24 protein-coding genes are annotated in these 23,060 nt (G+C 69.2%); 6 read left to right on the top strand and 18 right to left on the bottom strand.

Features of this window, described 5'->3' with window-relative positions:
• Window positions 1-50 precede the first annotated feature (50 nt).
• The 3 genes from Sp245p_RS12570 to Sp245p_RS12560 all read right to left on the bottom strand — a co-directional run bounded on the left by Sp245p_RS12570 (window position 51) and on the right by Sp245p_RS12560 (window position 2,968).
• The gene (locus Sp245p_RS12570) at window positions 51-1,331 is read right to left on the bottom strand and encodes a TRAP transporter large permease (protein WP_014239575.1); all 1,281 of its coding nucleotides are present in this window, start codon (window positions 1,329-1,331) and stop codon (window positions 51-53) included.
• Between the two features lie 2 nt (window positions 1,332-1,333).
• A complete protein-coding gene (locus Sp245p_RS12565) occupies window positions 1,334-1,837 on the bottom strand; it encodes a TRAP transporter small permease (RefSeq protein WP_014239576.1) in 504 nt (167 codons plus the stop codon).
• A 141-nt stretch (window positions 1,838-1,978) separates the two neighbouring features.
• Window positions 1,979-2,968 (bottom strand): C4-dicarboxylate TRAP transporter substrate-binding protein, encoded by a 990-nt coding sequence (locus Sp245p_RS12560; RefSeq protein ID WP_041811520.1) that lies wholly within the window; start codon window positions 2,966-2,968, stop codon window positions 1,979-1,981.
• Window positions 2,969-3,448: 480 nt separating this feature from the next.
• Here Sp245p_RS12560 and Sp245p_RS12555 point away from each other — a divergent pair, with 480 nt between their 5' ends.
• From Sp245p_RS12555 to mepA, 3 genes are all read left to right on the top strand, one after another.
• Window positions 3,449-4,144, top strand: coding sequence for a GntR family transcriptional regulator (locus tag Sp245p_RS12555; RefSeq protein WP_014239579.1), 696 nt, complete (start codon window positions 3,449-3,451; stop codon window positions 4,142-4,144).
• 176 nt (window positions 4,145-4,320) lie between these two features.
• Window positions 4,321-5,169, top strand: a complete 849-nt coding sequence (locus tag Sp245p_RS12550) for a sugar phosphate isomerase/epimerase family protein (protein ID WP_014239580.1) — start codon at window positions 4,321-4,323, stop codon at window positions 5,167-5,169.
• 284 nt (window positions 5,170-5,453) lie between these two features.
• Window positions 5,454-6,221, top strand: a complete 768-nt coding sequence (gene mepA / locus Sp245p_RS12545) for a penicillin-insensitive murein endopeptidase (protein ID WP_052584225.1) — start codon at window positions 5,454-5,456, stop codon at window positions 6,219-6,221.
• Between the two features lie 340 nt (window positions 6,222-6,561).
• Here mepA and Sp245p_RS12540 read toward each other — a convergent pair whose 3' ends face one another.
• Window positions 6,562-7,149, bottom strand: a complete 588-nt coding sequence (locus Sp245p_RS12540) for a YajG family lipoprotein (RefSeq protein WP_109138532.1) — start codon at window positions 7,147-7,149, stop codon at window positions 6,562-6,564.
• Between the two features lie 186 nt (window positions 7,150-7,335).
• On the opposite strand from Sp245p_RS12540, the gene Sp245p_RS12535 reads away from it, so the two are divergent.
• The 3 genes from Sp245p_RS12535 to Sp245p_RS12525 all read left to right on the top strand — a co-directional run bounded on the left by Sp245p_RS12535 (window position 7,336) and on the right by Sp245p_RS12525 (window position 11,163).
• Entirely contained in the window at window positions 7,336-7,725 is a 390-nt protein-coding gene (locus Sp245p_RS12535; RefSeq protein WP_014239584.1) for a hypothetical protein, read from the top strand.
• Window positions 7,726-7,817: 92 nt separating this feature from the next.
• On the top strand, window positions 7,818-9,491 hold the full coding sequence (locus Sp245p_RS12530; protein ID WP_014239585.1) for a glycosyltransferase family 2 protein: 1,674 nt from the start codon (window positions 7,818-7,820) through the stop codon (window positions 9,489-9,491).
• A gap of 139 nt (window positions 9,492-9,630) precedes the next feature.
• On the top strand, window positions 9,631-11,163 hold the full coding sequence (locus tag Sp245p_RS12525; RefSeq protein WP_014239587.1) for a phytoene desaturase family protein: 1,533 nt from the start codon (window positions 9,631-9,633) through the stop codon (window positions 11,161-11,163).
• A 22-nt stretch (window positions 11,164-11,185) separates the two neighbouring features.
• On the opposite strand, the gene Sp245p_RS12520 is transcribed toward Sp245p_RS12525, so the two are convergent.
• From Sp245p_RS12520 to Sp245p_RS12455, 14 genes are read right to left on the bottom strand one after another with little or no spacing between them, the layout of a single operon-like run.
• A complete protein-coding gene (locus tag Sp245p_RS12520; protein ID WP_041810919.1) occupies window positions 11,186-12,409 on the bottom strand; it encodes a beta-ketoacyl-ACP synthase in 1,224 nt (407 codons plus the stop codon).
• The gene (locus Sp245p_RS12515) at window positions 12,409-13,134 is read right to left on the bottom strand and encodes a 3-ketoacyl-ACP reductase FabG2 (RefSeq protein WP_014239589.1); all 726 of its coding nucleotides are present in this window, start codon (window positions 13,132-13,134) and stop codon (window positions 12,409-12,411) included. The genes Sp245p_RS12520 and Sp245p_RS12515 overlap by 1 nt, the downstream gene beginning before the upstream one ends.
• On the bottom strand, window positions 13,131-13,607 hold the full coding sequence (locus Sp245p_RS12510; RefSeq protein WP_014239590.1) for a hotdog family protein: 477 nt from the start codon (window positions 13,605-13,607) through the stop codon (window positions 13,131-13,133). Before Sp245p_RS12510 ends, Sp245p_RS12515 begins: the two co-directional genes overlap by 4 nt.
• Window positions 13,604-14,815, bottom strand: coding sequence for a beta-ketoacyl-[acyl-carrier-protein] synthase family protein (locus tag Sp245p_RS12505; protein WP_109138531.1), 1,212 nt, complete (start codon window positions 14,813-14,815; stop codon window positions 13,604-13,606). Before Sp245p_RS12505 ends, Sp245p_RS12510 begins: the two co-directional genes overlap by 4 nt.
• Window positions 14,812-15,414, bottom strand: coding sequence for a DUF3261 domain-containing protein (locus Sp245p_RS12500; RefSeq protein WP_165359973.1), 603 nt, complete (start codon window positions 15,412-15,414; stop codon window positions 14,812-14,814). Before Sp245p_RS12500 ends, Sp245p_RS12505 begins: the two co-directional genes overlap by 4 nt.
• Before the next feature lie 49 nt (window positions 15,415-15,463).
• Complete coding sequence (locus tag Sp245p_RS12495; protein WP_014239592.1) at window positions 15,464-17,800, bottom strand: MMPL family transporter; 2,337 nt, start codon at window positions 17,798-17,800, stop codon at window positions 15,464-15,466.
• The gene (locus Sp245p_RS12490; RefSeq protein WP_014239593.1) at window positions 17,797-18,414 is read right to left on the bottom strand and encodes a LolA family protein; all 618 of its coding nucleotides are present in this window, start codon (window positions 18,412-18,414) and stop codon (window positions 17,797-17,799) included. Before Sp245p_RS12490 ends, Sp245p_RS12495 begins: the two co-directional genes overlap by 4 nt.
• Complete coding sequence (locus Sp245p_RS12485) at window positions 18,411-18,818, bottom strand: acyl-CoA thioesterase (protein WP_014239594.1); 408 nt, start codon at window positions 18,816-18,818, stop codon at window positions 18,411-18,413. The genes Sp245p_RS12490 and Sp245p_RS12485 overlap by 4 nt, the downstream gene beginning before the upstream one ends.
• The gene (locus tag Sp245p_RS12480) at window positions 18,815-20,491 is read right to left on the bottom strand and encodes an ApeI family dehydratase (protein ID WP_014239595.1); all 1,677 of its coding nucleotides are present in this window, start codon (window positions 20,489-20,491) and stop codon (window positions 18,815-18,817) included. Before Sp245p_RS12480 ends, Sp245p_RS12485 begins: the two co-directional genes overlap by 4 nt.
• Window positions 20,488-21,069, bottom strand: coding sequence for a COG4648 family protein (locus Sp245p_RS12475; protein WP_211101764.1), 582 nt, complete (start codon window positions 21,067-21,069; stop codon window positions 20,488-20,490). The genes Sp245p_RS12480 and Sp245p_RS12475 overlap by 4 nt, the downstream gene beginning before the upstream one ends.
• Window positions 21,050-21,298 carry an acyl carrier protein gene (locus tag Sp245p_RS12470; RefSeq protein ID WP_014239597.1) on the bottom strand — a complete coding sequence of 83 codons (249 nt, stop codon included), beginning with the start codon at window positions 21,296-21,298 and terminating at the stop codon, window positions 21,050-21,052. Before Sp245p_RS12470 ends, Sp245p_RS12475 begins: the two co-directional genes overlap by 20 nt.
• Window positions 21,299-21,303: 5 nt before the next feature.
• Window positions 21,304-21,564, bottom strand: a complete 261-nt coding sequence (locus Sp245p_RS12465; protein WP_014239598.1) for a phosphopantetheine-binding protein — start codon at window positions 21,562-21,564, stop codon at window positions 21,304-21,306.
• Window positions 21,551-22,333, bottom strand: a complete 783-nt coding sequence (locus Sp245p_RS12460) for a lysophospholipid acyltransferase family protein (RefSeq protein ID WP_014239599.1) — start codon at window positions 22,331-22,333, stop codon at window positions 21,551-21,553. The genes Sp245p_RS12465 and Sp245p_RS12460 overlap by 14 nt, the downstream gene beginning before the upstream one ends.
• Window positions 22,323-23,054: a beta-ketoacyl synthase chain length factor gene (locus Sp245p_RS12455; protein WP_014239600.1), complete on the bottom strand. Its 732-nt coding sequence runs from the start codon at window positions 23,052-23,054 to the stop codon at window positions 22,323-22,325. The genes Sp245p_RS12460 and Sp245p_RS12455 overlap by 11 nt, the downstream gene beginning before the upstream one ends.
• Window positions 23,055-23,060: the final 6 nt, after the last annotated feature.

Below are 23,060 nucleotides of genomic sequence, written 5' to 3'. Positions count from 1 at the left end.
CCAAGGGCCGGGAGGGCGGCGTTTCCACCGCCGCACCCGGCGCGCCGCCATCATCCGAAGAGCAGGTTCGGGATCAGGAGGATGAACTCGGGCACGAAGATCAGAAGGATGGTCGTCAGCCCGATGGCGATCATCAAGGGCAGGGACTCCCGGACATAGGCTCCCACCGACACTTTCAGGATCGAGCAGACGGTGAACATCGCCGCCCCGACCGGTGGCGTGAAGTTGCCGATGGTCGCCGCGACGATGAAGACGACGCCGAAATGCACCGGATCGCCGCCCATCGCCCGCACGGCGGGCAGGAAGATCGGCGTCATCATGATGATGATCACCGTCGCGTCGATGAACAGGCCGGCCGCCAGCACCAGGAGGACGATCAACACCATCACCAACTGGACGTTGTCGGTGAGGCTGGTCAGGGACGAGGCGATGACCTCCGGAATGCGCTCGAAGACGATGCCGTAGCTGAAGATCGCCGACAGGCTGATGAGGAACATCGCGGAGCCGACGTCGGCGAGGCTGACCTCCAGGGCCTCCACGAAGCTCTTCGCCTTGAGCCGGCGGTAGACCACGAAGCCGATGAACAGCGCGTAGAGCACCGCGAAGGCGCCGATCTCCGAGGGCGTGAAGATGCCCATGCGCAAGCCGACGAGCAGGATGACCGGGAACAGCAGCGCCCAGACGCCGCCCTTCAGGGCGCTGCCGACTTCGGCCAGCGACGCCCGCTTCTCGCGCTCGGCGGGGTATCCGCGCTTGTTGGAGGTGTACCAGACGGCGGCGCTCATGGCGATGCCGAGCAGGAGCGCCGGGGCGAAGCCCGCCGCGAACAGCCGCCCGATCGACACTTGGCCGATGGTCCCGAAGAGGATCATGCCGATGCCCGGCGGGATCAGCGGGGTGAGGAGCGAGGTGAAGGAGATCACGCCGGCGGTGAAACCGCGCGACATGCCCCGTTTCGTCATCTCCTCGCCAAGGATGCGCGACTGCATCGCCGCGTCCGCGATGGCCGAGCCCGACACGCCGCCCATCAGCGCCGACAGGACGATGGAAATCTGGGCGAGCCCGCCCTTGAGGTGCCCGGTGGCCACCGACGCCAGATTCAGCAGGCTTTCGGTGATGCCGGACCGGTTCATGTAGTTGCCCGCCATGATGAACAGGGGAACGGCGAGCAGGGCGAAATTCTGGGTCTGGGAGACCGTCACCTGGAGCGGGATGGTGAAGGGCAGTTCCGGATGCTGGAGGAAGAACAGCACGCCGGAGATGCCGATCGCGAAGGCGACGGGCATGCCGATGAGCAGGAAGACCGCGAAGGCGAGAACGACGAGCAGCATGGTCAGGCGACCTCCCCGCTGGCGGCAGCGGCGCACGGAACGCCGTCGGACCGCATCAGGGCCCGTATCTTGAGAATGGTGGTGACGAGCATCAGGGCCGCGCCGACGGCGATGCTGGCGGTGACCCAGGAATAGCTGACGCCGGGAATGCCGTTGAAGGTGCGGGACCGGCTGGTCCAGGCGAGCAGGGTGCCGCCGTAGATGGCGTAGCAGAGGAACAGCGCGATCAGCGCGTAGTTCACGAACAGCAGGGTCCGCTGGTACCGCTCGGACAGCTTCGCGGTCACCAGATCGAGGGACATCAGCATGTCCTTGCGCCAGGCGATGTCCGCGCACAGGAACACCGCCCAGGCGAAGAAGCAGGTCGCCAGATCGATGGTCCAGTTGAGCGGGTGCTGCATCATCCGCGCCACGCCGCCCAGCAGAAGCAACCCCACCATCAGCATCAGGAACAAGCCGGCGAGGATCGCCTCCAGCTTCAGCACATAGTCGTAGAGAGTTTTCATAAGGCAGGCCTCGCCGGCTTCGGATGACTTAAAGCGAATTTCCGTTCGCTTTAGACACATATCGCCTCATTCGCCGGCGGGCTCCGGTCGCATGTGCGACCGGAGCCCGCCGGCGCGGTCCAAAGCGGATTGCAATCCGCTTTAGCGTCCCATTTCCTTGTAGACAGCCGCGCGCACCTCGGTGAGGCCGAGCTTCTGGTACGCGGCGTCGCCGGCCTTGCGGAAGGCCTCCAGATCGACGTTCTCGGTCACCTTCATGCCGCCCTTGACCAGCGCGGCCTTCTCGCTCTCCGCGGCGTCGGCGAGCACCTTCGACACCTTCTGGCCGGCGGCGCTGCATTCCTCGACCAGCGCGGTCTGGTAGTCGGCGGGCAGCTTCTTGAACCAGGAGGCGCTGACGACCTCGAAGTTGATCAGCAGGATGTGGCCGGTCTCGCTGACGTTCCGAACGACCTCCTGGAGGTTGCCCGGACGGATGTTGGCGTAGGTCAGCTCCGCGCCGTCGACGGCCCGCTGCTGAAGGCCGGGGTAGATGTCGCCGAAGCTCATCGCCGTCGGGGCCGCGCCGATGGCGCGCACCGATTCCTGCCAGATCGGGGCGGGCGGGGTGCGGATGCGCAGCCCGGACAGCTCACCCGGGTTGCGGACCGGCTTGTTGGCGAAGACATGGCGCTTGCCCTGCACGAAATCGAAGCAGACGACCTGGAGGCCGTGCTTGTCCGCCAATTCCGTTTTCCATTTCTTGACGATGTCGAGCTTCGACAGCGCGAAGGCCTCGTCGAGCGTCTCGACGAAGTACGGGCCGTTCAGGACGGCAATCTCGCGGACATAGTTGCCGAGGCGCGCCGCGTCGGTGTTCTGGCCGATGTTGGCGCCCTGGCGGATCTGCTCGATGATGTCCTCTTCGTTGCCGAGCTGGGCGCTGTGGAAGACCTCGATCTTCAGGCCGCCGTTGGTCCGCTCCTCGACGCGCTTGGCCCATTCCTGGAACGCCGAATGATAGGCTTCGACCGGGCTGTGGACGTGGTTCATGCGCAGGATGTGCTTCTGCGTCTGGGCCTGGGCCATCCCCATGCCCGCGATCAGCGTCAGCGCGGTGGCTCCGAGAAAAGCGCCAAGGCGCTTGGACATGTTGGTCACTGCCTACTCCCTAGGAATTATTATGAGTTTGGTGATCAAGGGCACCCGTTGCTTTGAGCGCGGTGCCTGAGATTGCCCTTATGCCATTCGCTTACTGTCCGCCCGCGCGGAGCGGACAGGCGGTGTGCGGATGGCGAACCGCTCATCCAGCGCAACGTTCGGTTATCTTGCACACTTGTATCCAAGGATGCAAGATGGTACGGATCATCCAGAAGGCGGTTTGATTGGAATACAATCAAATCCGCCCTCGGATGAATTTCGCCGACCAAGGGCGGCGTGACGGAGGGGAGGTGCAACCAATAATGTCAAAGTGTTCGTCCGGCTGTATCAGTCATCGGTCCGGTTCCACCCGCGTTCCGGACTGTGTTCAGCGGCGCTGCGACCTTGCGTGGGCCAATCCGATCCGGCGATAATCGCGATTCTGGGCTCGGAAAGGGCGATGTCCGCTTGCACGGCGGCTGGGGGAACACGGTGAAGAACGAACGGCTGGTGTTGGAACGCAACACGCTGGACAGCGTGATCTACAAGGAGCTGCGGAAGAGGATCATTTCGCTGTCGTTCCAGCCCGGCTCGATGATCTACGAAAACGCCGTCGCCGACGAATACGGCGTCAGCCGGACACCGGTGCGTCAGGCCTTTTCCCGGCTGGCGAACGAAGGGCTGCTGAGCATCCTGCCGCAGCGCGGGGCGCAGGTGTCCCACCTGTCCGTGGCCAAGGTGAAGGAGGCCCAGTTCATCCGGGAGGCGCTGGAGGTGTCGGCGTTCGGCGAGGTGGCGCGCATCTGGAACAAGACCGCCGATCACAGCGCGGCGCAAAGCAAGGCGCTGTCGCTGATCGAGCAGCAGAGACAGGTCGTGCAGGAGAAGGACTATGTCGGTTTCACCGAACTGGACGTGGCGTTCCACGACACCGTCATCGGGGTTCTGGGAAACGCCATGCTGCTGGAGATGCTGAGCGACGTGAGGACGCATCTGACACGGGTGCGCTTCCTCGAGCTTCAGGAGGCCCACCATGAGGACGATGCGATCGCCGACCACGTCAAGCTGATGCGCTCGATCATGGCGAACGACGTCGCGGGAACCCAGTCGCTCCTGCTGGCGCATTTGAAGATGATCGAGGCGATGCGCGACGACATCCTCAAGCGTCACGACATTCTCTTCGAATAGACCCCGTCCGGGACCCCGCCGAGGGGCCCCACCGCCGGACGGTTGATCCGGGCATCGTTGACGGACGCAGACCCCAGGCCGGTTGGACCGCCGGCGGGGAAGGGGGCCGCTTGCCCTTTGCGAACCGTCGGCAAGACCAACGACCCCGCACGCGGGCACAATCAGGAGGAAACGCGATGAACAGACGGTCGATCCACAGCTACACCTGGATCCCGAAATGGTCCACCAAGGACGGCGCCTACGCGGCCGAGCGGGCCGCGGCCTTCGGCTATGGCCAGCTCGTCGTGCCGATCCGCGACCATGACAGCATCGAACCGGCGGCCATCGCCGCGCTCTGCGAGCGGGCGGGGGTCCGCCCCGTCGCGACCTCGCCCCTTCAGGTCGACAACGACATTTCGAGCACGGACCCGGAGGTGCACCGCCGCGGGGTCGAGCGGCATTGCGCGGCGCTCGCCCTGGCGCGCGACATGGGCGCGGACCGCATGGGCGGCATCCTCTACAGCGCCTTCGGCAAGGCGTCGAAGGTGCCGAGCGACGCCAACTTCCAGGCGGCGGCGGACGGCTTGCGGATCGTCGCCGAACGGGCCGCGTCCTACGGGATGCTGCTGGCGCTCGAAGTGGTCAACCGGTACGAGAGCAACCTGATCAACACGGCGGAACAGGCCGTCCGGATGGTCAAGCTGATCGGCGCCGACAACGTCCGCATCCATCTCGACACCTTCCACATGAACATCGAAGAGAACGACCTGCTGGGCGCGCTTGAGCTGGCGATGCCCCATCTCGGCTATTTCGAGATCGACCAGAACCATCGCGGCCGCCTGACGGAGGGGTCCATCGATTTCGCCCCGATGCTGCGCCGGTTGAAGGCGGCCGACTATCGGGGGCTGATCGGCGTCGAAGCCTTCTCCTCCGCCGTGTCGCACCCGGACATCACCGCGGGCGTGGCGTCCTGGCGCAACCTGTTCGACCATGGCGACGACGTGGCGCGCGACGGGCAATTGCTGCTCGATCAACACGGCCTCTGACGACGCCCGCCGCCGCCGGCGCATGCCCACCCGGCGGTTGTCCGGGGGGGCGCGCCGGCCGGCATCGATTCATGAGCAGCCCGCCTCCCACCCAATGCACGCCCAGACCACAAGCCCCGTGCTAATGTCGGGTCGGCTCAAAGATGAGAGGTTTCAGGCCGGTCATGGCTCGACGATGGTCTTTCGCTGCGCTGACGATCCTTTGCGGGGTCTGGTTCACCGGTGACGCGGTGGCGGCCGATGCGGTCTCCCGATCGGCGCCCCCGGTTTCCGGCGCCGTGCGGATGGACCTCAGCACGGTGGCCTTGCAGCCGCCGTTGCCGTCCCTGTCGGCACAGCCGATCGGCGGCTACGCCAACGGCTGCATCCGCGGCGCGCAGACGCTGCCTCCCGAAGGACTCGGCTACCAGGCGGTCAACCTGTCACGGAACCGGAACCACGGGCATCCCGACACCATCGCCTTCGTCCAGGAGCTTGCCCGCCGGGCGCAGGCCGAGCGGTTGGGGCGGCTGGCCATCGGCGACATCTCCAAGCTTTATGGCGGCCGTATGGAAAGCGGGCATGCCAGCCACCAGATCGGCCTCGACGTCGACGTGTGGTTCGATCTCGACCAGCCGCCTCTCGTGCGGGAGGCGCGGGAGCGTACGGACTTTCCGACCATGGTGAACCGGCAGACGCAGCGCGTTCTGCCGGAGCGGTTCGGTCCCCGTCAGGCCCGCCTTCTGCAACTGGCGGCGACGAGCCCGAAGGTCGCGCGGGTGTTCGTGAACCCGGCGATCAAGCTGGCGCTGTGCCAGAGCGAGCAGGGCGACCGCTCCTGGCTGAACGCTGTGCGCCCCTGGGGCGGGCACGACTCGCACTTCCATGTGCGGATGAACTGCCCGGCCGGATCGACGGCCTGCGTCCCGCAAGCCCCCATTCCGCCGGGCGACGGCTGCGGCCAGGAGCTTCTGAGCTGGTTCGAGCCGCCGAAGGAAGCGCCGGTGCCCCGGCCACCCAAAGCCATCCCCGAGCCACCGGCAGCCTGTCTGGAGGTTCTGGCGGGGCATTGAGCCTCTGCTGGCAACCGGGACGTTTCCGCTCATTCATCAGCGTCTGGCGTATCCGCCGCCGTGTCTTGGCCGGGAAGGCGGGACCCGGTGCAGCGCGCCCGTTGCCAAGTCCGGTCAGCGGCGTGCCGCCGGCTCATTAAAGCGGATTGCACTCCGCTTTGGACCGCGCCGGCGGTCCCGGTCGCACATGCGACCGGAGCCCGCCGACGAATGAGGCGATATGAGTCTAAAGCGAACGGAAGTTCGCTTCAGCGCGAGCCAGCGTGTCACGACCGAGCAGCAGCGACCCCCGGTCGCGACGACCTGCGCCATTCATGGCGGCTGCCATATCCAGCTTCGTTCAGCGTGCCCTGACAACGGTGAGAAAGGCGGGGTTATCAAGGGCTTCGTCAATGGCCGCCTGCATGCTGTCGTTGGTCAGTTTGGCTAGCTCCTCAACCGAACCAAAGACACCGGTTATGAACGGGTTTCCCGCGCCCTCGCGGCTGTCTTCCACGACCTTGCTGTAGACCGGCCGGCCCGTGTTCTTATCCAGGACCGCGACACGGAACCGCGCGTGCGCCTCCTTGCGGACCAACTGACTGCAATCGAGTTTCTCGACCGTGATGTCCAGGCCGTAGCTTCCGCCATTGTTCGCGGCGAGAAGGCCGCGTGCTTTGAGAGCGTCCTCGAAAGCCTTGTGCACCACGTCCTTGACCGGGCCTGACGCTTCGATGGTCTTCAAGGCGTTGCCATAGCCACCGCGGATCGCGCCCAGGTGCTTGCCGGTGTACTTGCGCGAGTCGGTGACGGCGAGCACCTCGACATCCGGCTTCGCCAATGGTGGTCTCTGCACGGCGGCCGGACTGTAGCTCATCGGGACCTGATGCGTCGAGCATGCGCCCAACAGACTTGCTGCAATCAGAGCCCCCAGCGCGGCCTTCCGCATCCTTGTCGTTCCTTCGGTTCGTGACTCGGGCGTTGCAAGCGTGTTTCAGCAAACTGTCGCCACTTAGGCGAGCATATACGTGAAGCGCGGGGGGAGGAAAACTGAAATCTTAAGTATGGGCATTGACGGGAAGCACCCGAAAAGGAAGTATGCCGCACCTCTGCTACACCGAAGAAGGACCCGCCTGTGCGCAACATTCTGGCTGCCGCCGCCATTCTCTTTCTGGCCGCTTGCCAGACCCGACCGATCACGACGACTCAGGAACACCCTGTGCCTCCTGGGGCGCAGGCGCTGCCGTTGAACGCCATCGAGCTCGCCATCGTCGAGGCCGGTGCCAGGCGCGGCTGGCGTTTCCAGCACCTTGCGGATGGACAGGTCCGCGCCACCTACACCAAGTGGCCGTGGGTGGCCGAGGCCGATGTGCTGTTCTCGAACCGGAGCTACCGCATCCAATACGTCAGCGCAAAGAACATGGAGCGCAGCAACGACGGGGTGGAGCGGGCTTACAACCGCTGGGTCGGCAATCTCGAACGCGACATTGCGGCCAGGCTGGACCAGATCGCCACTCGCCGCTGAGTTCGGTCGCTAGACAGTTCGGTCGCTTGACGTTGCTCCTGCAACGGGGGTAGGAGGTCGCTTCTCCGACCGGCAAGCCTCATGGAGAAGGCATGAGCATCCGGGCCTGCGCCATCATCCCTAGCCACAACCACCACACGGCGCTCGGCGGAATCGTCGCGGCGTTGCGGGGGCATGGGCTGGAGGTCATCCTGATCGATGACGGCAGCGGTGAGCCTGCCCGCACCGCCATCGCGGCGCTGCACGCCCCTGCGGACGGGGTCGAGGCGCTGCGGCTGGAGGTGAACCGGGGCAAGGGCGGCGCCGTCATGGCCGGCCTCCGGCGCGCTCATGAGCGCGGTTTCACCCACGCGGTGCAGGTGGACGCCGACGGGCAGCATGACCTTGCGGCCGTTGCCGACCTCCTGTCCACCGCGGCGGCGCATCCCGATGCGCTGGTCAGCGGCCGGCCGGTCTATGACCACTCCGTTCCCCGCTCGCGGCTGATCGCGCGCTGGGCCACCCATGTGTGGATTTGGGTGGAGACGCTGTCGCTGCGGGTGAAGGACAGCATGTGCGGCTTCCGCGTCTACCCGCTGGCCCCCACCATGGCGGTGCTGGACAGCGAGCGGATCGGCACCCGCATGGACTTCGACCCGGAAATCGTCGTCCGCCTGTTCTGGCGTGGCGTTCCGCTGATCCACATCCCCGTGCGGGTCGTCTATCCCGAGGGAAACACCTCCAACTTCAATCTCCTGCGGGACAACGTGCTGCTGACGCGCATGCACACGCGCCTCGTGCTGACCATGCTCCTGCGCCTGCCCTCGGTGCTGCGCAACCGCCCGCCAGCAAGCGGAGCCGATGCGCACTGGTCGACCGTGGGGGAACGGGGCGCCTGGTGGGGCATGAGGCTGGTGACGCTGGTCTACCGGCTGCTCGGCCGGCCGGGCTGCATCGCGCTCCTGTGGCCGGTGGTCAGCTACTTCTATGCGACCAACGCCGCGGGGCGGCGGCATTCACTGGACTTCCTGGCGCAGGCCAACGCGGCGAAGGGCCGGCCCGCCCCCTCCTGGTGGGACGGGCTGCGTCACCACATGAGCTTCGCCGTCAAGGCGCTCGACACCTTCATCGCCTGGGCCGCCCCGGAGCGCACCGGCCCCATCGACGTCGACGGGGCGGAGGCGCTGAGCCGCCTCGCCGCGGAGGGGCGGGGGGCGCTGCTGATCGTCTCGCACCTGGGCAACGCGGAGTTGTCGCGGGCCCGCCTGGGGACCCGGTTCGAGAAGGACATCAACGTGCTGCTGCACACGCGGCACGCCGTCCGCTACAACCGGATGATCCGCTCCGTCCGTCCCGACGCCGCGGACCACACCATACAGGTCACCGACATCGGCCCGCAGACCGCCATCGATCTCAAGGAGAGGGTGGAGCGTGGCGAGTGGATCGCCATCGCCGGGGACCGCACGCCGGTGGAGTTCAACGGCCGGGTCAGCCGGGTTCCGTTCCTCGGCCGGGAGGCCGCCTTCTCGCAGGGGCCCTACGTGCTGGCGGCGTTGATGGGCTGCCCGGTCTATCTCCTGTTCTGCCTGCGCGAGGGGCAGGGCCACCGCGTCACCTTCGAGCCCTTCGCCGAGCGCATCGAATTGCCGCGGCGCGGGAAGGACGACGCGCTTGCCGCGCTCGCCGCACGCTACGCGCAACGGCTGGAACACCATTGCTTGCGCGATCCATTGCAATGGTACAACTTCTTCGATTTCTGGGCCGACCCGAAGACGGGACCGCGGTGATACCTCTCCACGCAATGATACAGCCTAAGATGGCGTCGCGCGGGGCGAATCGTACAGAGTGTGCGACCCTCGTCCTGCATGGCCCGGCCTTCCTTCCATGACGCATCGTCCCTCGTCCGGTCAGTCCTCGGCGTGGCCGATGCCGACGTTCGGCGGTTGGCCGGCCAGGGAACACGAGCATCACGCGGTGGTGGTCGGCGCCGGGATCGGCGGGTTGTCGGCCGCGGCGACTCTGGCGGTGCGCGGGCTGAAGGTGCTGGTGGTGGAAGCGCACGACCGGCCGGGAGGCTACTGCTCGTCCTGGCTGCGCAAGGTCCGCGGCCGGGACGGTTCGGTTGGGCGCTACATCTTCGACGCCGGGGTGCAGGATTTCAGCGGGCTGGGACCGCGCGGCCCGCTGCGGCGGCTGCTGGACGGCCTGGGCGTGGCGCAGCGCATGGACTGGCGCCGGGTCCGCCACCGCTATGTGCAGGACGGCCTGTGCCTGGATGTGCCGGACCAGCCGGCCGACCTGGTGACGCGCCTCCAGGCGCTGTTCCCGCTAGAGGCGCCGGGGATCGCCGCCTTCTTCGCGGAGATGGGGCGCGTCTACGCCGATCTCTACGCCGATGTGGACGAGACCGGCGGCGTGCCGATGCCGCCCGCGACGCTGGAGGCCATGCGGTCCTGGACCGCCCGCCGGCCCGACGCTTGGCGTTGGATGCACCGCCCCTACGCCGAGATGCTCGACACCCATCTGCGCGACCCGCGGCTGAAGGCCCTGCTGACCACCATCAGCGAGTACGTCACCGACCGCCCCGAGCTGCTGCCGGTGCGTGAGATGGCCCCGCTGTTCGGCTATTATCTGGAAGGCGGCTGGTACCCGGCCGGCGGCTCTCAGCGGCTGGCGGAACTGCTGTGCGCGGTGGTGCGGGAGCGGGGCGGCGCTGTCCTTCTGCGCACCCGCGCCGAACGCATCCTGACCGAGGACGGCCGGGCCGCCGGCATCGCCACCGCCGACGGAACGGTGCACCGGGCGCCGCTGGTGCTGGCCAATTCCGACGTGGTCGCCACGTTGACGCGGCTGGTGGACCCGGCGTTGCTGCCCAGGCGCTACGCCCAGCGTGTGAAGGGACTGAAGCGCGGCCCCACGGCGGTGCTGGTCAGCCTCGCCGTGGAGGGCGTTCCGGACCTGCCGGCCCGCGTGTTCGTCGGGGCGGGCGGCCTGCATTTCGGCATCGGCAACCCGAGCGCGGTCGATCCGTCCCTGGCCCCCGAGGGCCATGCCGCCGTCACCATGCTCTGCCTGCGGCCCGAACCGGAGGCCGCCGAATGGTTCGCCGCCGGAAAGGCCGCCAACCGCCAGCGCAAGGAAGCCTTCGCCGATCGTCTGGTCACCGCGGCGGAGAGCGTGCTTCCCGGGCTGCGGGGGCGCATCCTCTACCGCCAGACGGCCAGCCCGACGACCTTCACCCGCTACGCGCTCGCCGACAATGGCGCCATCTACGGCGCCGCCCGCGGTCAATGGTGCCCGCCGAACAAGACGCCGCTGCCGGGGCTGATGCTGGTCGGCGCCGGCTGCCAAAGCGGTCCCGGCGTCGAGGCGGTGGTGATCTCCGGCATGGGCGCGGCGAACCTGGCGACGGGGGTCCCGGCGGAGTCCAAGGTGGCGGAGGCCGAAGCGGCGGAGTAGGCGCCCGTCTACCCGCGCCCGTCTACGCGCGCCGGAACACCAGCGACGTGTTGATGCCGCCGAAGGCGAAGTTGTTGGACATCAGGAATTCGGTGTCGATCCGCCGGCCCTCGCCCATGATGTAGTCCAGCTCGGCGCAGCGTTCGTCCACATGGTCCAGGTTGGCGGTGGGAGCGAACCAGCCCTCGCGCATCATCTCGATGCCCAGCCACGCTTCCAGAGCGCCGCAGGCGCCCAGCGAATGGCCGAAATAGCTCTTCAGCGAATGGATGGGCGCGCGCGGGCCGAAGACGGCGTGGGTCGCGGCGGTCTCGGCGATGTCGCCCCATTCGGTGGCCGTGCCGTGGCCGTTGACGAAGCCGATGGCGTCCGCCGACAGCCCGGCGTCCTCCAACGCCATGCGCAGGGCGATCTCCATGGTCCCGGCCTGCGGCTGGGTGACGTGGTTGCCGTCGGAGTTGCAGGCGAAGCCGACGATCTCCGCGTGGATGTTGGCCCCGCGGGCAAGCGCGCGCTCGCGTTCCTCCAGGACCAGGGTGGTGGCGCCTTCGCCGATCACCAGCCCGTCGCGGTCGCGGTCGTAGGGGCGGGGGCTGGTGTGCGGACGGTCGTTGCGGGTGGAGGTGGCGAACAGCGTGTCGAAGACCGCCGATTCGGTCACGTCCAGCTCCTCGGCGCCGCCGGCGATCATGGCGTCGGCCTTGCCCCACTTGATCGCCTCGTAGGCGTAGCCGATGGCTTGGCTGCCGGAGGTGCAGGCGCTGCTGGTCGGGATGATGCGGCCGGTCACGCCGTAGAACAACCCGATGTTCACCGCCGCCGTGTGGCTCATCATCTGGATGTAGCTGGTGGCGTTGAGGGTCTTCGACGCGCCCTGGGTCATCAGCTCGGCGAAGGCGATCACCGGGGCGGGGCTGCCGAACGACGATCCGTAGGCGATGCCCACGCGCCCGCCGCGGACGAACGGGTCGTTCAGCAGGGCCGCGTCGTTCAGCGCCTTCTCGGTGGCGTAGACCGCCATCCGGGAGACCGGCCCCATGGTCCGCGTCTTCTTGCGCGGGTAGCGGTCGTCCACCGAAAAGCCGGTCACCGGGGCGGCGAGGCGCGTGTTGATCCCGTGGAAACGGTCCCACTCCGCCATGGTGCGGACGGCGGTCTCGCCCTTCGCCATGCGGGCGCGGATGGTCGGCCAGTCCTCGCCCAGCGCGCTCACCCCGCCCATGCCCGTGACGACAACCCTGCGCATCACACCATACCCCCGTTCACCGCGATCACCTGCCGCGTCACGTACGCCGCCCCGTCGGAACACAGGAAGGACACCACCGCCGCGACGTCCTCCGGCCGTCCGGCCCGGCGCATGGGGACCAGCTTCAAGGCTTCCTCCATGGGCAGCCCGTCGGTCATCTGCGTTTCGATGATGCCGGGGGCCACGCAATTCACCGTGATGTTCCGTTTCGCCAACTCGATCGCCAGCGCCTTGGTGGCGCCGATGATGCCGGCCTTCGCGGCGCTGTAATTGACCTGCCCGCGGTTGCCGATCAGCCCCGACACCGACGACAGCGTCACGATCCGTCCGCCCCTGCGGGCCGAGACCATCGGCATCACCAGCGGCTTCAGCACGTTGTAGAAGCCGTCGAGGTTGGTGTTGAGGACCGAATCCCAATCGTCGTCCGCCATGGCCGGGAAGGCGGCGTCGCGGGCGATGCCGGCGTTCAGGACGGCGCCCCAATAGGGGCCGTGCGCCTCCATGTCGGCCTCCAGCGCGGCGCGGGCGGCGGCGCGGTCGGCGATGTCGAAAGCGAGCAGCCGGCCCTCGCCGCCGGCCTTGCGGACGTCGGCCAGCGTCGCCTCGCCGCCGGCCGCATCGCGGCCGTAATGCACCACCACCGCGAAACCGTCGGCGGCCAGCCGTTCCGCGACCGCGCGGCCGATGCCCTTGCTGGCACCGGTGACCAGGATCGTCTTCTTCATCGCTTGACCTGAACTCCCTGGCTGGCGAGCAGCGCGACCGTATCCTCGGGCTGGTAGACGGTGAGCTGGGCCTTCGCCAGCTCCTCCCCGGTGCCCGCGCGCGTCACCACACAATCAAAAGACCCGATGTTCTCGTCCCGGAAGACCGGCGCCACCGACACCTCCAGCCGCTCGCCGATGGCGAACCAGGGGACGGAGGCGCGGAAGTCGCGCGTGCCCAGCAGCAGCCCGAGGCGGACGTCGCCGCCGGCTTCCCTGGCCTCGGCCCCGACCTGGGCACCGCAGGTCTGCGCCATCCACTCCACGGCGACATGGGCCGGGGCGCCGCGCCCCGTCACCACGAAGGGCGCCCCCTCCCGCACGGTCAGGGCCGACACGAAGCGGCCGTCCACCCGTCCGACCGCCTCGTCCAGCAGGATCATCGGCCGTGCGTGCGGCAGCAGATCCTCGATGGGCCACGGACACGCGCTCATCGCCATTCCCCCCGGCCCAGCACCAGGGCCACGTTGCTGCCGCCGAACGCGAAGGAGTTGCTGAGCATCGCCGCCGGCCCGGCGGGAAGCCCGCCGGAGAAGGTGGCGCCGGGGCCGATCAGGTTCAGCGGCGGGATCTCCGGGTCGGGCGCACCGTCCCACAGGTGCGGGGGCAGCCGCCCGTCCGGGTTGTGGGCCGGATGCAGCGCCAGCCAGAGGAACGCCGCCTCGCACGCCCCGGCGGCGCCCAGCGTGTGGCCGGTCATCGCCTTGGTGGAGCTGCATGGCGTCGCGTCGCCGAACAGCGCGTGCACCGCCTTGCCCTCCATGGAATCGTTCAGCGCCGTCGCGGTGCCGTGCAGGTTGACGTAGGCGATGTCCGACGGCGTCAGCCCGGCGTCATCCAACGCCGCCCGCATGGCGGCGAGGGCGCCGTGGCCCTCCGGGTCGGGGGCGCTGACATGGTGCGCGTCGGAGCTCTCGCCCACGCCCAGCAGCCGCACCGGGGCGTCCTCCGCGGTCAGCAGGAAGACCGCCGCCGCCTCGCCGATGTTGATGCCGTCGCGATTGGCGCTGAAGGGATTGCAGAGGCCCGCCGACACCGCCTCCAACGCGCTGAAGCCGCCGAGCGTGGTGCCGCACAGCGTGTCGGCGCCGCCGACGACAGCGGCGTCGCACAAGCCGGAGCGGATCAGCCGCCGGGCGGACGCGAACACCTTGCCGCTGGACGAGCAGGCCGTCGCCACCGTGTAGGCCGGCCCCGGCAGGTCGAGCGCGCGCGCCGCGAACTCCCCTGGCCCGCCGGTGGCGAGCTGGTCGTAATGGAACGGACCCGTCCACGCGCCGTCGCGGCGCATCGCCGCGAAGCCGGCCTCCGCCTCGGCCATGCCCGAGGTGCTGGTGCCGATGATCACGGCGATCCGGTGCCGGCCGTGGCGCGCGGCCGCCGTTTCGACGGCGTCGCGGATCTGCTCCAGGGCCAGCAGCAGCAGGCGGTTGTTGCGGCAGTCGTAGGTCTCCAGCCCCGCCGGCACCGGCGGCAGCGGCGCGTCCACCGAACCGACATGCACGGCGCGGCCGGGCACGAAGCCGGAGCGCGGGCGCAGGCCGTCGCGGGTGCCGGCAAACAAGGCGTCGGCGACCGCGCCCGCCCCGGTGCCGATGGGGGTGGCGAGGCCCAGGGCGGCAAGTCCGAGCGGACGTCTCATGGCGCCGCCGCCTGGGATGCTGCCATGGACTGCACCTCGATCTCGTAGCCCCAGGCGAGGTTGGCGTAGCACAGCGTGCCGGTCCACGGCGCGCCGTCGGCCCAGCTGCGTTCGGCGTGCAGCACCTCCTTGCCGCCGATGCGCACGCTGCGCCGGTGCGCGTCGGCGCTCAGCGTGCCGCCCGCGGGGGCGAGCGCCTGCCGCACGACCGCTTCGGGCCAGTACAGCACGACGATGTCGGCCAGCATGCTGCCCGGCCGCAGGGCCGGGGGCAGCCAGGGTGCGGTCTCCACCTCCAGCCCGGCATCGCTCCAGGTGACGGTCATGGCGCGGCGGCCCAGACTGTCCACACCGACCAGCAGGAAGCGCTCCGGCGTGACGCTGATCCGGCCCTCGAAGACGAAGGTCTGGCCGTCGCGGCTGGCGGTGATGAGCTGTGCTGCCTCGACGCTCTGCCCGAGATCGGACGGGCGGGGCAGGGCCAGCGGCTCGCCGGGGGCGAGCAGCGGCGTGCTTGGGTCCGCCGGGCCGCCGCCGGGCACGGAGGCGCACGCTCCGAGCAGGAACAGGAGCGCGACCCACCCCTTATGCATGGTCATGACGTGAGGCGATTTCCCAGAAGCGAATCTGACGTAGAGCATACACCAATCAGCGTAGCCGCGCATTGTTTGTGGCTTCATTGTGGCGTGTGCCGCGCGCGGCCAGTGGTGCGAAAAGAAAGGCAATCGAGATTCCGACCAGCATGGTCACGCCGAAGCTGTGCACCGCCGGAACGGCGCTGAAGGCCAGAAGCCCGAAGGACAGCAGGGTCGTCAGCGTCGCCAGCCACACCGCCAGCATGGTCACCGGCTGCTGCTCCACGCCGCTCTCCGCGCAGAAGACGGCGTAATCCACGCCGATGGAGAGGATCAGCACCAGCGCCATGGCATGGAAGAAGGTGAAGTCCTGGCCCATCAGCCCGACCACCGCGGGCGCCAGGACGAGCGCCGCCCCGGGTGGCAGCAGCGCCCACAGCCCCCCGCGCCAGCCGTAGCGCCACATCAGCACGGGCAGCATCAGCAGCCCCGCCAGCCCGGTCAGCAGCAGCGCCCGGTGCCGGTACTTGGCGAGCAGCGCCGAGAAGTCCGCCGTCGGATTGACCAGCCGGACGCCGGCCGTGCCGGCCACCGCGGCGCGTACGGCGTCCGGATCGCTCAGCCCCTGCAAGGCCACCACATGCAGTCCCGGCCCAAGCACGAGTTCGCGCAGGAACGGCACGCTGTCCGACGCCAGCGCGTCTCCCAAAGTCAGCACCCCCTCCGGCGCCTTGCTGTTCGGCCCCTTATCATTCGGATCGGCCGGCGGCAGGCCGAGGCTGGCGCGCTGCGCCGCCAGCAGCGGGGCGTCGAGCGCCGTGGCGACCAGCGCACGGTTTTCCCGCTGCGTCCGGGCGGACGGCACGAAGGCGGCCGGCATCTGGTAGCCGGCGATGCTTCCCTTCGCCTTCAGTCCGGCCAGCGTGGCGGCGAGGTCCTCCTGCCGCCGCAGCGCCGCCTCGTCGTCCGCGGCCTGCACCAGCAGGAACTGCGCGGCGGTGGTGGCGCCGATCAGCCGTTGGATCTCGTCCTGCTCGTGCCTCAGCTCCGCCGAGACCGCCTGCAACCGCCGGACGTCGTCGTCCGCCGACAGCCGCGCCAGCCCGACCGCTCCGGCCAGCGCGCAGCCCAGCACGAGAACGAGGCGCACGCCACGCCAGCGCCGCTCCTCCCAGAAGCTCCACAGGCCCGCCGCGGCGCGCAGCATCAAGGCGCCGTGCGTCAGCCGCCGCGCCCGGTCGAGCGAGGGCAGCCACAGCACCACCGTCAGGAAGGCGCCCACCAGCCCGATGATCGAGAAGGCGGCGATCTGGCGGAGCCCCGGAAAGGGCGCCAGCATCAGCGCCGCGTAGCCGATCAAGGTGGTGACCAGCCCCAGCGCGATGCCCGGCAGCACGTGGCGCAGCCGGTCGCTCGGGCTCCCCGACAAGGGGTCGAACAGGCTGGCGCTGTAATGCAGGCTGTAGTCCACCGCCACGCCGATCAGACTGGACCCGAACAGCAGCGCCGCCACATGCAACTCGCCGAACAGCAGCAGGCTGCCGCTCAGCCCGACCGTCATCCCGACGCCCAGGGCCAGCAGATTGTGCAGCAGCGGCCCCGGCCGGCGGAACGCCAGCCCCACCAGCAATATGGTGCCGACCAGCGACAGCGTGCCGAGGGTGGACGCCTCGGTGATCGCGGTCTTGGAGCCGGCGTGCGCGAAGAACACGGCGCCCAGCCGCTTCACCGTGACGCCCGGCATGTCCCTGACGGCGGCGTCGAAGGCGCCGACCAGCCGGTCCTGCAAGTCCAGCTCGAACGGTTCGCCGGCGAGCACGGCGCTGACCAGCACCCAGGTCGTGCCGTTCTCGGTGACGCTGAGCATGCCCTCATCGGGGGTGAGGCGCGACAGCGGGAAAGGCAGGTTGGTGAGGAAGGAGGGCAGCAGCAGGAACGGGTCGTTGCGCAGCAGCCCGGCGTCGACGAGCCCGGCGAAGCCGAACGCCTGGGACAGCGCGCGGGTGGCGACCTCCTCCCCCTTGCCGGCCGTCAGGAGCGCCCGGTCGCCATCGCTGAGCAGGCTTTGACGATGGGGGAAGTAGAGAGCCCCCAGCCGCTTCAGCCGGTCGACGTCGATGCCCTCGCCGATCCGTTCCACCTGCCCCGTGGCCAGAAGGGCGTCGCCAAGCGTCGCCGCCGCCTTGCGGGCGGTCTCGCGGTCGGCGTGCCCGACCAGCGCCAGCACCCGGCGACCCAGCGCCTTGGTCACCGCGTCGTTGGCGCGCTGCAGGACGGGGTCCTGCTCCTCGCGCGGCAGCAGGGCCAGCAGATCGGTGCGGAAGCCCAGCCCGTCGTGGAGGCGCAGCGCGAGATAGCCGCTGGCCAGCAGGACGAGCGCGAGCCAGAGCAGCGCCCCCAGCCGTCTCACGGACGGCCCGCCGAGGCCAGCAGCGCCGCCTCGTCCGCCGTCGGCGGCTCCGCCTTCAGGACTTGGTCGCGGAAGGTCAGGCGGTCGCGGTCGCCGTCGGGCTTGACGATCTCCACCTCGTCCACGAAGCGCCCGCCGCGCACGTCGATGGCGCGGATCGGCATGGTCGGGTCGTCGGCCCGGCGCGGCGTCAGGTGGAGGGTCCAGGCGTCGGCACCGCCCCCGCGCTCCACCGCGAACATGTCCTCCAGCGCCTTCCAGTCACCGGTCAGCGCGCCGCCCAGCATGGTGTAGAGCTTCGACATGAAGGGCAGGCGCGCGGCGGGCAGGCGCATGGTCTCGTTGCCCTTCACCTCCTGCACGAGACCGGCGGGGCTCATGACGGTGGTGACGGCGAAGGGGGTTTCGGTGCGCCAGATCAGCCCGCGGCCGGGCGCCAGGGCGAAGCGGCCCTCGCTCTTCAGCGGCGCCTGGAAGCCCTTGAGGAAACGCTCCTGCACGAAGGCGCCGCGCAGCACCTGCCCCTCGCTCAGTGTTTCGGCGGCCCGCGTCTCGGCAACAAGAACCGGAAAGGCGGCCAGCAGCGCCAGGAGGAAGACGACGATGCGCGTCACAGCAGAGCCCTCACCTTGTCCGTGAACACCGCGGGGCATTCGAAGCACAGCTCCGCCCCGTCCTCCTTCACCGCGAGTTGCACGGTGCGCGCCTTGGTCAGCAATTCGCCGCCCGGCTCGTCGTGGATGCGGTAATCGATGCGGATGCGGTTCTCGTACTCGACCAGCGTGGCCGTGATCCGGATCGACTGGCCGAAGCGGATCGGCCGCACGTACTTCACATGGAGGTCGACGATGGGGAACACGTATCCCGACGACGCCATCTCCGGATAGTTGTAGCCGATGCGGTCGAGCAGCGCGCAGCGCGCCTGCTCCAGATACCGGGCGTAGTTGCCGTGCCAGACCACCTGCATGGGGTCCAGGTCGTAGAACTGCGCGCGGGTGCTGACCTCTGCCGAAATCATGGGGCGATCCCCTCCACGCCGATGGAGCCGGAGGACAGCGTTTCGTCCCCGCAGCGGTACTCGAAAGTCAGGCGCCGCCGTGCCGGGGCGTGGCGCAACGCCAGCGTCACCAGCGTGTCCGGAACGGTGACGCGCCGGAACTTCACCTGGAGCGACTGCGCCGCCTCGATCCCGAGGCCGAGATGCGTGTTGGCGAACATCACCGCCCAATCGATCTGCGCCACGCCCGGCACGATCGGCATGCCGGGGAAATGACCATCGAGCTGCGCAAGGTCGCCGGGAATGAAGAGGTCCAGTTCCACCCCGTCGGCGAGCGGCCGGACGGCGCGGACGTCGGGGGTGGTCGGCCGATGTGTAGCGATCTCAGGCAGGGCGCTCTCCTCGAACAGGGCGGCGATGTCGGCATGGCGACGCTTGCCCAGCGCACCATCCGGCAAACGGCTCACGAAACGCCAGCGGCGCGGCAGGCCGGCGGGCTCCTGAACGGTGGACAATTCCCGGCGCAGCAGGCGGCCGAAGCGGAAGGCGCCGAGGTCCGCCAGGCGCGCCACGCCCTCGGCGCTCGGCACCACGACGGCGCAGAGCTGCTCCAGCGTCAGCACGGCGGCGTCGGCCACCAGGGGGGACCGGCGCAGCTGCGCCTCCACCTCGGGCAGGCTGACGCGCTTGCCCTCCACCTTCGCGATCCGGTCGGCGCGGCCAAGGACACGGAAGCCGCCGTCCTCGGCCATCTCCACGAGGTCCGAGCCGATATGCTCCCGGCCCTCGACATGCGTCGCGCCGACCCGCAGGCGACCGTCCGGGGTGCGTCCGGCGACGACGCCGGGCAGCGGGCGCCAGGACGGATCACCGGCCTCGCGGCGGCGGTGGGCGATGGCTCCGGTTTCGGTGCTGCCGAAGATCTCGGTGACCGGCGTGCCGAAGACGGCCGCCGCCTCCCGCGCAGCGGGCTCCGGGAGAGGGGCTCCGGCCGACAGCACCAGCGCCGGACGCCGCGACGGTGGCAGCGGCGCGATCCCAGCCAGCCGGGTCAGATGCGCCGGGCTGGTGACCAGCACGGACCCCGCGTCGAGCGCGGCCAGCGCCGTCTCCCACAGCTCGTGCATGGCGCTGGCGAAGGGGCGGCCGGTGACCAGCGGCCACAGCAGGCGGAAGTTCAGGCCGTAGACGTGCTGGTGGGGGACCGTGGCGTGCACGCGAGCGGTTGCTCCGGCGAGCCGCCCGAGCACGGCCTCGGTCGCCAGCGCTTCGGCCTCCAGCATGCCGAGGGTGCGAACCACCCGCTTCGGCTCGCCGGTCGAGCCGGAGGTGAAGAAGGTCAAGGGCGTCTCGGGGTCGAGCGGGGCCAACGCCATCCCCGCGCCACCCGGCCCCAGGTTGCCGCCGAGATCGCCGCCGACCGGCACGGCCCCGTCCGCGGTCAGGGCGGCCAGCGTTCCCGGCTGGGCGTTGGGCGGTATCGTCACCTCGGCGCCGGCGTGCAGCAGCGCCAACAACCCCACCGCGCCCCAGTAACCGTCCGGCGCGACCAGAAGCCCGCGCCGGCACCCCTTCAGCCGTGCCGCGTTGCCGGCCACGTCGGCGCGGAAGCGGGCGAAGGTGACGCCGTCGGCAACCGGCGCGTCGTCCGGCCGCCCCACGGCGAGCAGACGGGAGAGCGGGATGGCGGTCATGCCCCGGCGTGCCTCCGGCGCATGGAGCGGCGGACCAGGACTTCGCTGCCGAACAACAGGCCCATGACGATGTAGGCGATGAGCCCGGTCCACAGCGCCCACGCCTCGTCGCTGCCCCACAGGGCCAGCGCCCCGGCAACGGCGGCGTTCGACACCAGCCAGACGGTCCATACCACGGTGACGGTGCGGCAATAGGCTTGACCCGCCGGCGGCAGATCGGGCTCCTGGAGGCGGGCGAACCGTTCGACGAGGCTGGGCGGACGCAGCAGTGAGGTGCCGAACACCGCCGCGGTGCCGAGGCTGAGCGCGACCGGATAGGCCTTGGCCGCCAGCGCGCCATCGAGCGCGGCGAGCACGCCGACCAGGGCCGCCGCCGCCGCCAGCGGCAGGCGCCAGACCCGCGCCGCAGGCGAGGAGCAGATGGCGAAGCGCACGCCGAGCAGCGCCAGCGCCACCGCCACGAAGGCCAGCGGCGGAACAAAAGCCCGCCCGCCATAGACCAGCACGGGATAGAGAGCCCCGGCGACGACCAGGGCCGCGACGCCGAACGGGGGCAGCCTATTCCTGGAGGAGGGCATGCACGCGGTCGAGAACATCGCCGACCGTGCGGACGCTCTTGAACTCCTCGGGCTTGAACTTGCGGCCGGTCAGTTCCTGCAGCTTCACCACGAGATCGACCGCGTCGATGCTGTCGAGATCGAGATCCTCGAACAGCCGAGCCTCGCGGGAAATCTTCTCGGGCGGCACCTCGAACATGTCTTCGAGATAGCTCTGCAGACGTGCGTAGATCTCATCCTGCGTCAGCATGGCCCTTACTCCGCACGCTGGGATTGAATGAAGCGGGCGAGGGAGCGCACATTGGCGAAGTGCTGCTTCACGTCGTCGGTCACGGATTCGATCTTGATGCCGTAAGCCTTGCGCAGCGCGACGCCCAATTCCAGTGCGTCGATGGAATCGAGGCCCAGCCCGTCGTTGAAGAGCGGTTCCTCGCTGTCAATTTCTTCTGGGGCAATGTCTTCCAGCTTGAGCGCGTCAACAATCAAGGTCTTCAACTCACGTTCAAGCTTTTCCATCGGCCAACCGTTCCGCAAAATAATCCTCGAGGCTGCGCACCAACTTTCTGGCCGCCAGCGAGCGGTACTGATAGCCGAGCAACCCCGTAACGTCCAGACGATCCCCTACCATGACGCGAAAAATCGGTCGGCGCGGCGGGATCATCCACCATTTTTCGCCCTTTATGAGCGTGGGCGGATCGCAGGTTATCGTAACCGGTTGCACCTCGGCTTCCAGCAGGGTCGCCAGATTGGCGAAGCCGCGGCGGAAGCGGACCGGCTCACCGGGGACGGTGCGCGTGCCTTCGGGGAAGATGATGATTCCGTCACCGGCCTCCAGCGCGGCGCGGCAGGCGTCGAGCAGGGCCTCGGGGTCGAGGTCGTTGCGGATGTAGCCGGCGCCGCGCACCATGCCACCCAGCCAGCGGCTCTCCCACAACTCCTTCTTCACGATGCACTGGGCACGCGGCATCAGCGCCATCAGAAGCACCACGTCGAGCAGCGAGGGGTGGTTCGCCACCACCAGCTTGCCACGTCCATCGCGCAGGCGCTCGGCGCCCTCGACCTCCACGTTGATGACGCGCAGCACACGCAGCATCCGGATGTAGAAGCGGAAGATGAGATGCACGAGGTGTTGGCAGCGCTGGCGCCGCACCGCGCCCGCCGGGCTGGTCAACGCCACCAGCGGAAAGACGGTGGGCGCCAGGATCGCGCCGCCGCCGAACAGGAAGGCGAAGGCGAAGCCGGTGGCCGCGCGCCGCCACAGCTTGTCCAGACAGCTAGTCAGCACGGTGCCACACCCAGTCGAGCCGTCCCCCGTGCGAGGTCGCCCGGGGCGCTCCGGACAGCAGGAATCGCATGAAGTCGAGGGCTGTGGACGCCGCTGGCGGCCCCCCGGTCGCCGGCGCGCACCGCAGCGCAAGCCCTTCGCCCTCACCATCCGCGGGGCCGAGCGCCAGGGCGACCACCAGCGGCAGGACTTCGTCGGCTTCGGTGCGGAATGGCGCGTATTCGTCAGGCATCGGCGCGTCGGCGTAGAGCAGCAGCACCGGCTCCGAAGGGGTTTCGGCCACGCTGGCGGCGGCTTCCAGGAGCCCGAAGCCGAAGCTGTCGGGACCGGCAGCCAGCGCCGTGTGGCCGCGGCGGTTGCCGGTGTGGATGGACAACAAACCGGCCAAGCCGTGATGCACGGACAGGCTGAACTCGGCCGGCGACGGCAATTCGCCCTGCCGCAGCGAGTCGATGATGCCGACGGTCCGCGCCAGTTCCCCATGGCCGGAGGCGAGGACATAGCGCGCCGTGTGCGCCGCGTTGCCGCAGGCCAGCGCGGCGGCGATCAGCTTCTGCCCGATGGGCGAGGTGCGACGGCGCAGCATCATGGGGAGCGCCGGCGGCGGGGCATCGTCGGGCATGGCGGGCGCGCCCGCCCAGGCCCGCCACGCGGCCCGGGTGCTGCGGTCCGGTGCCCAGGCACACCAGCCGCGGATGGCGACACGCAGGGTTTCAGTCATGGTGCG

The sequence above is a fragment of the Azospirillum baldaniorum genome (assembly GCF_003119195.2).
In the GTDB taxonomy this organism is placed as follows: domain Bacteria; phylum Pseudomonadota; class Alphaproteobacteria; order Azospirillales; family Azospirillaceae; genus Azospirillum; species Azospirillum baldaniorum.
Note: the sequence above shows the minus strand (reverse complement) of the source record. Positions and strands in the feature narration are given on the sequence as shown.

What these genes read in the sequence shown, in the direction of transcription:
- Sp245p_RS12570 (WP_014239575.1), bottom strand. Translation starts at nt 1,331, where the DNA reads ATGCTGCTCGTCGTTCTCGCCTTCGCGGTCTTCCTGCTCATCGGCATG.
- Sp245p_RS12565 (WP_014239576.1), bottom strand. Translation starts at nt 1,837, where the DNA reads ATGAAAACTCTCTACGACTATGTGCTGAAGCTGGAGGCGATCCTCGCC.
- Sp245p_RS12560 (WP_041811520.1), bottom strand. Translation starts at nt 2,968, where the DNA reads ATGTCCAAGCGCCTTGGCGCTTTTCTCGGAGCCACCGCGCTGACGCTG.
- Sp245p_RS12550 (WP_014239580.1), top strand. Translation starts at nt 4,321, where the DNA reads ATGAACAGACGGTCGATCCACAGCTACACCTGGATCCCGAAATGGTCC.
- mepA (WP_052584225.1), top strand. Translation starts at nt 5,454, where the DNA reads ATGGACCTCAGCACGGTGGCCTTGCAGCCGCCGTTGCCGTCCCTGTCG.
- Sp245p_RS12540 (WP_109138532.1), bottom strand. Translation starts at nt 7,149, where the DNA reads ATGCGGAAGGCCGCGCTGGGGGCTCTGATTGCAGCAAGTCTGTTGGGC.
- Sp245p_RS12530 (WP_014239585.1), top strand. Translation starts at nt 7,818, where the DNA reads ATGAGCATCCGGGCCTGCGCCATCATCCCTAGCCACAACCACCACACG.
- Sp245p_RS12525 (WP_014239587.1), top strand. Translation starts at nt 9,631, where the DNA reads ATGCCGACGTTCGGCGGTTGGCCGGCCAGGGAACACGAGCATCACGCG.
- Sp245p_RS12520 (WP_041810919.1), bottom strand. Translation starts at nt 12,409, where the DNA reads ATGCGCAGGGTTGTCGTCACGGGCATGGGCGGGGTGAGCGCGCTGGGC.
- Sp245p_RS12515 (WP_014239589.1), bottom strand. Translation starts at nt 13,134, where the DNA reads ATGAAGAAGACGATCCTGGTCACCGGTGCCAGCAAGGGCATCGGCCGC.
- Sp245p_RS12510 (WP_014239590.1), bottom strand. Translation starts at nt 13,607, where the DNA reads ATGAGCGCGTGTCCGTGGCCCATCGAGGATCTGCTGCCGCACGCACGG.
- Sp245p_RS12505 (WP_109138531.1), bottom strand. Translation starts at nt 14,815, where the DNA reads ATGAGACGTCCGCTCGGACTTGCCGCCCTGGGCCTCGCCACCCCCATC.
- Sp245p_RS12500 (WP_165359973.1), bottom strand. Translation starts at nt 15,414, where the DNA reads ATGACCATGCATAAGGGGTGGGTCGCGCTCCTGTTCCTGCTCGGAGCG.
- Sp245p_RS12485 (WP_014239594.1), bottom strand. Translation starts at nt 18,818, where the DNA reads ATGATTTCGGCAGAGGTCAGCACCCGCGCGCAGTTCTACGACCTGGAC.
- Sp245p_RS12480 (WP_014239595.1), bottom strand. Translation starts at nt 20,491, where the DNA reads ATGACCGCCATCCCGCTCTCCCGTCTGCTCGCCGTGGGGCGGCCGGAC.
- Sp245p_RS12475 (WP_211101764.1), bottom strand. Translation starts at nt 21,069, where the DNA reads ATGCCCTCCTCCAGGAATAGGCTGCCCCCGTTCGGCGTCGCGGCCCTG.
- Sp245p_RS12470 (WP_014239597.1), bottom strand. Translation starts at nt 21,298, where the DNA reads ATGCTGACGCAGGATGAGATCTACGCACGTCTGCAGAGCTATCTCGAA.
- Sp245p_RS12465 (WP_014239598.1), bottom strand. Translation starts at nt 21,564, where the DNA reads ATGGAAAAGCTTGAACGTGAGTTGAAGACCTTGATTGTTGACGCGCTC.
- Sp245p_RS12455 (WP_014239600.1), bottom strand. Translation starts at nt 23,054, where the DNA reads ATGACTGAAACCCTGCGTGTCGCCATCCGCGGCTGGTGTGCCTGGGCA.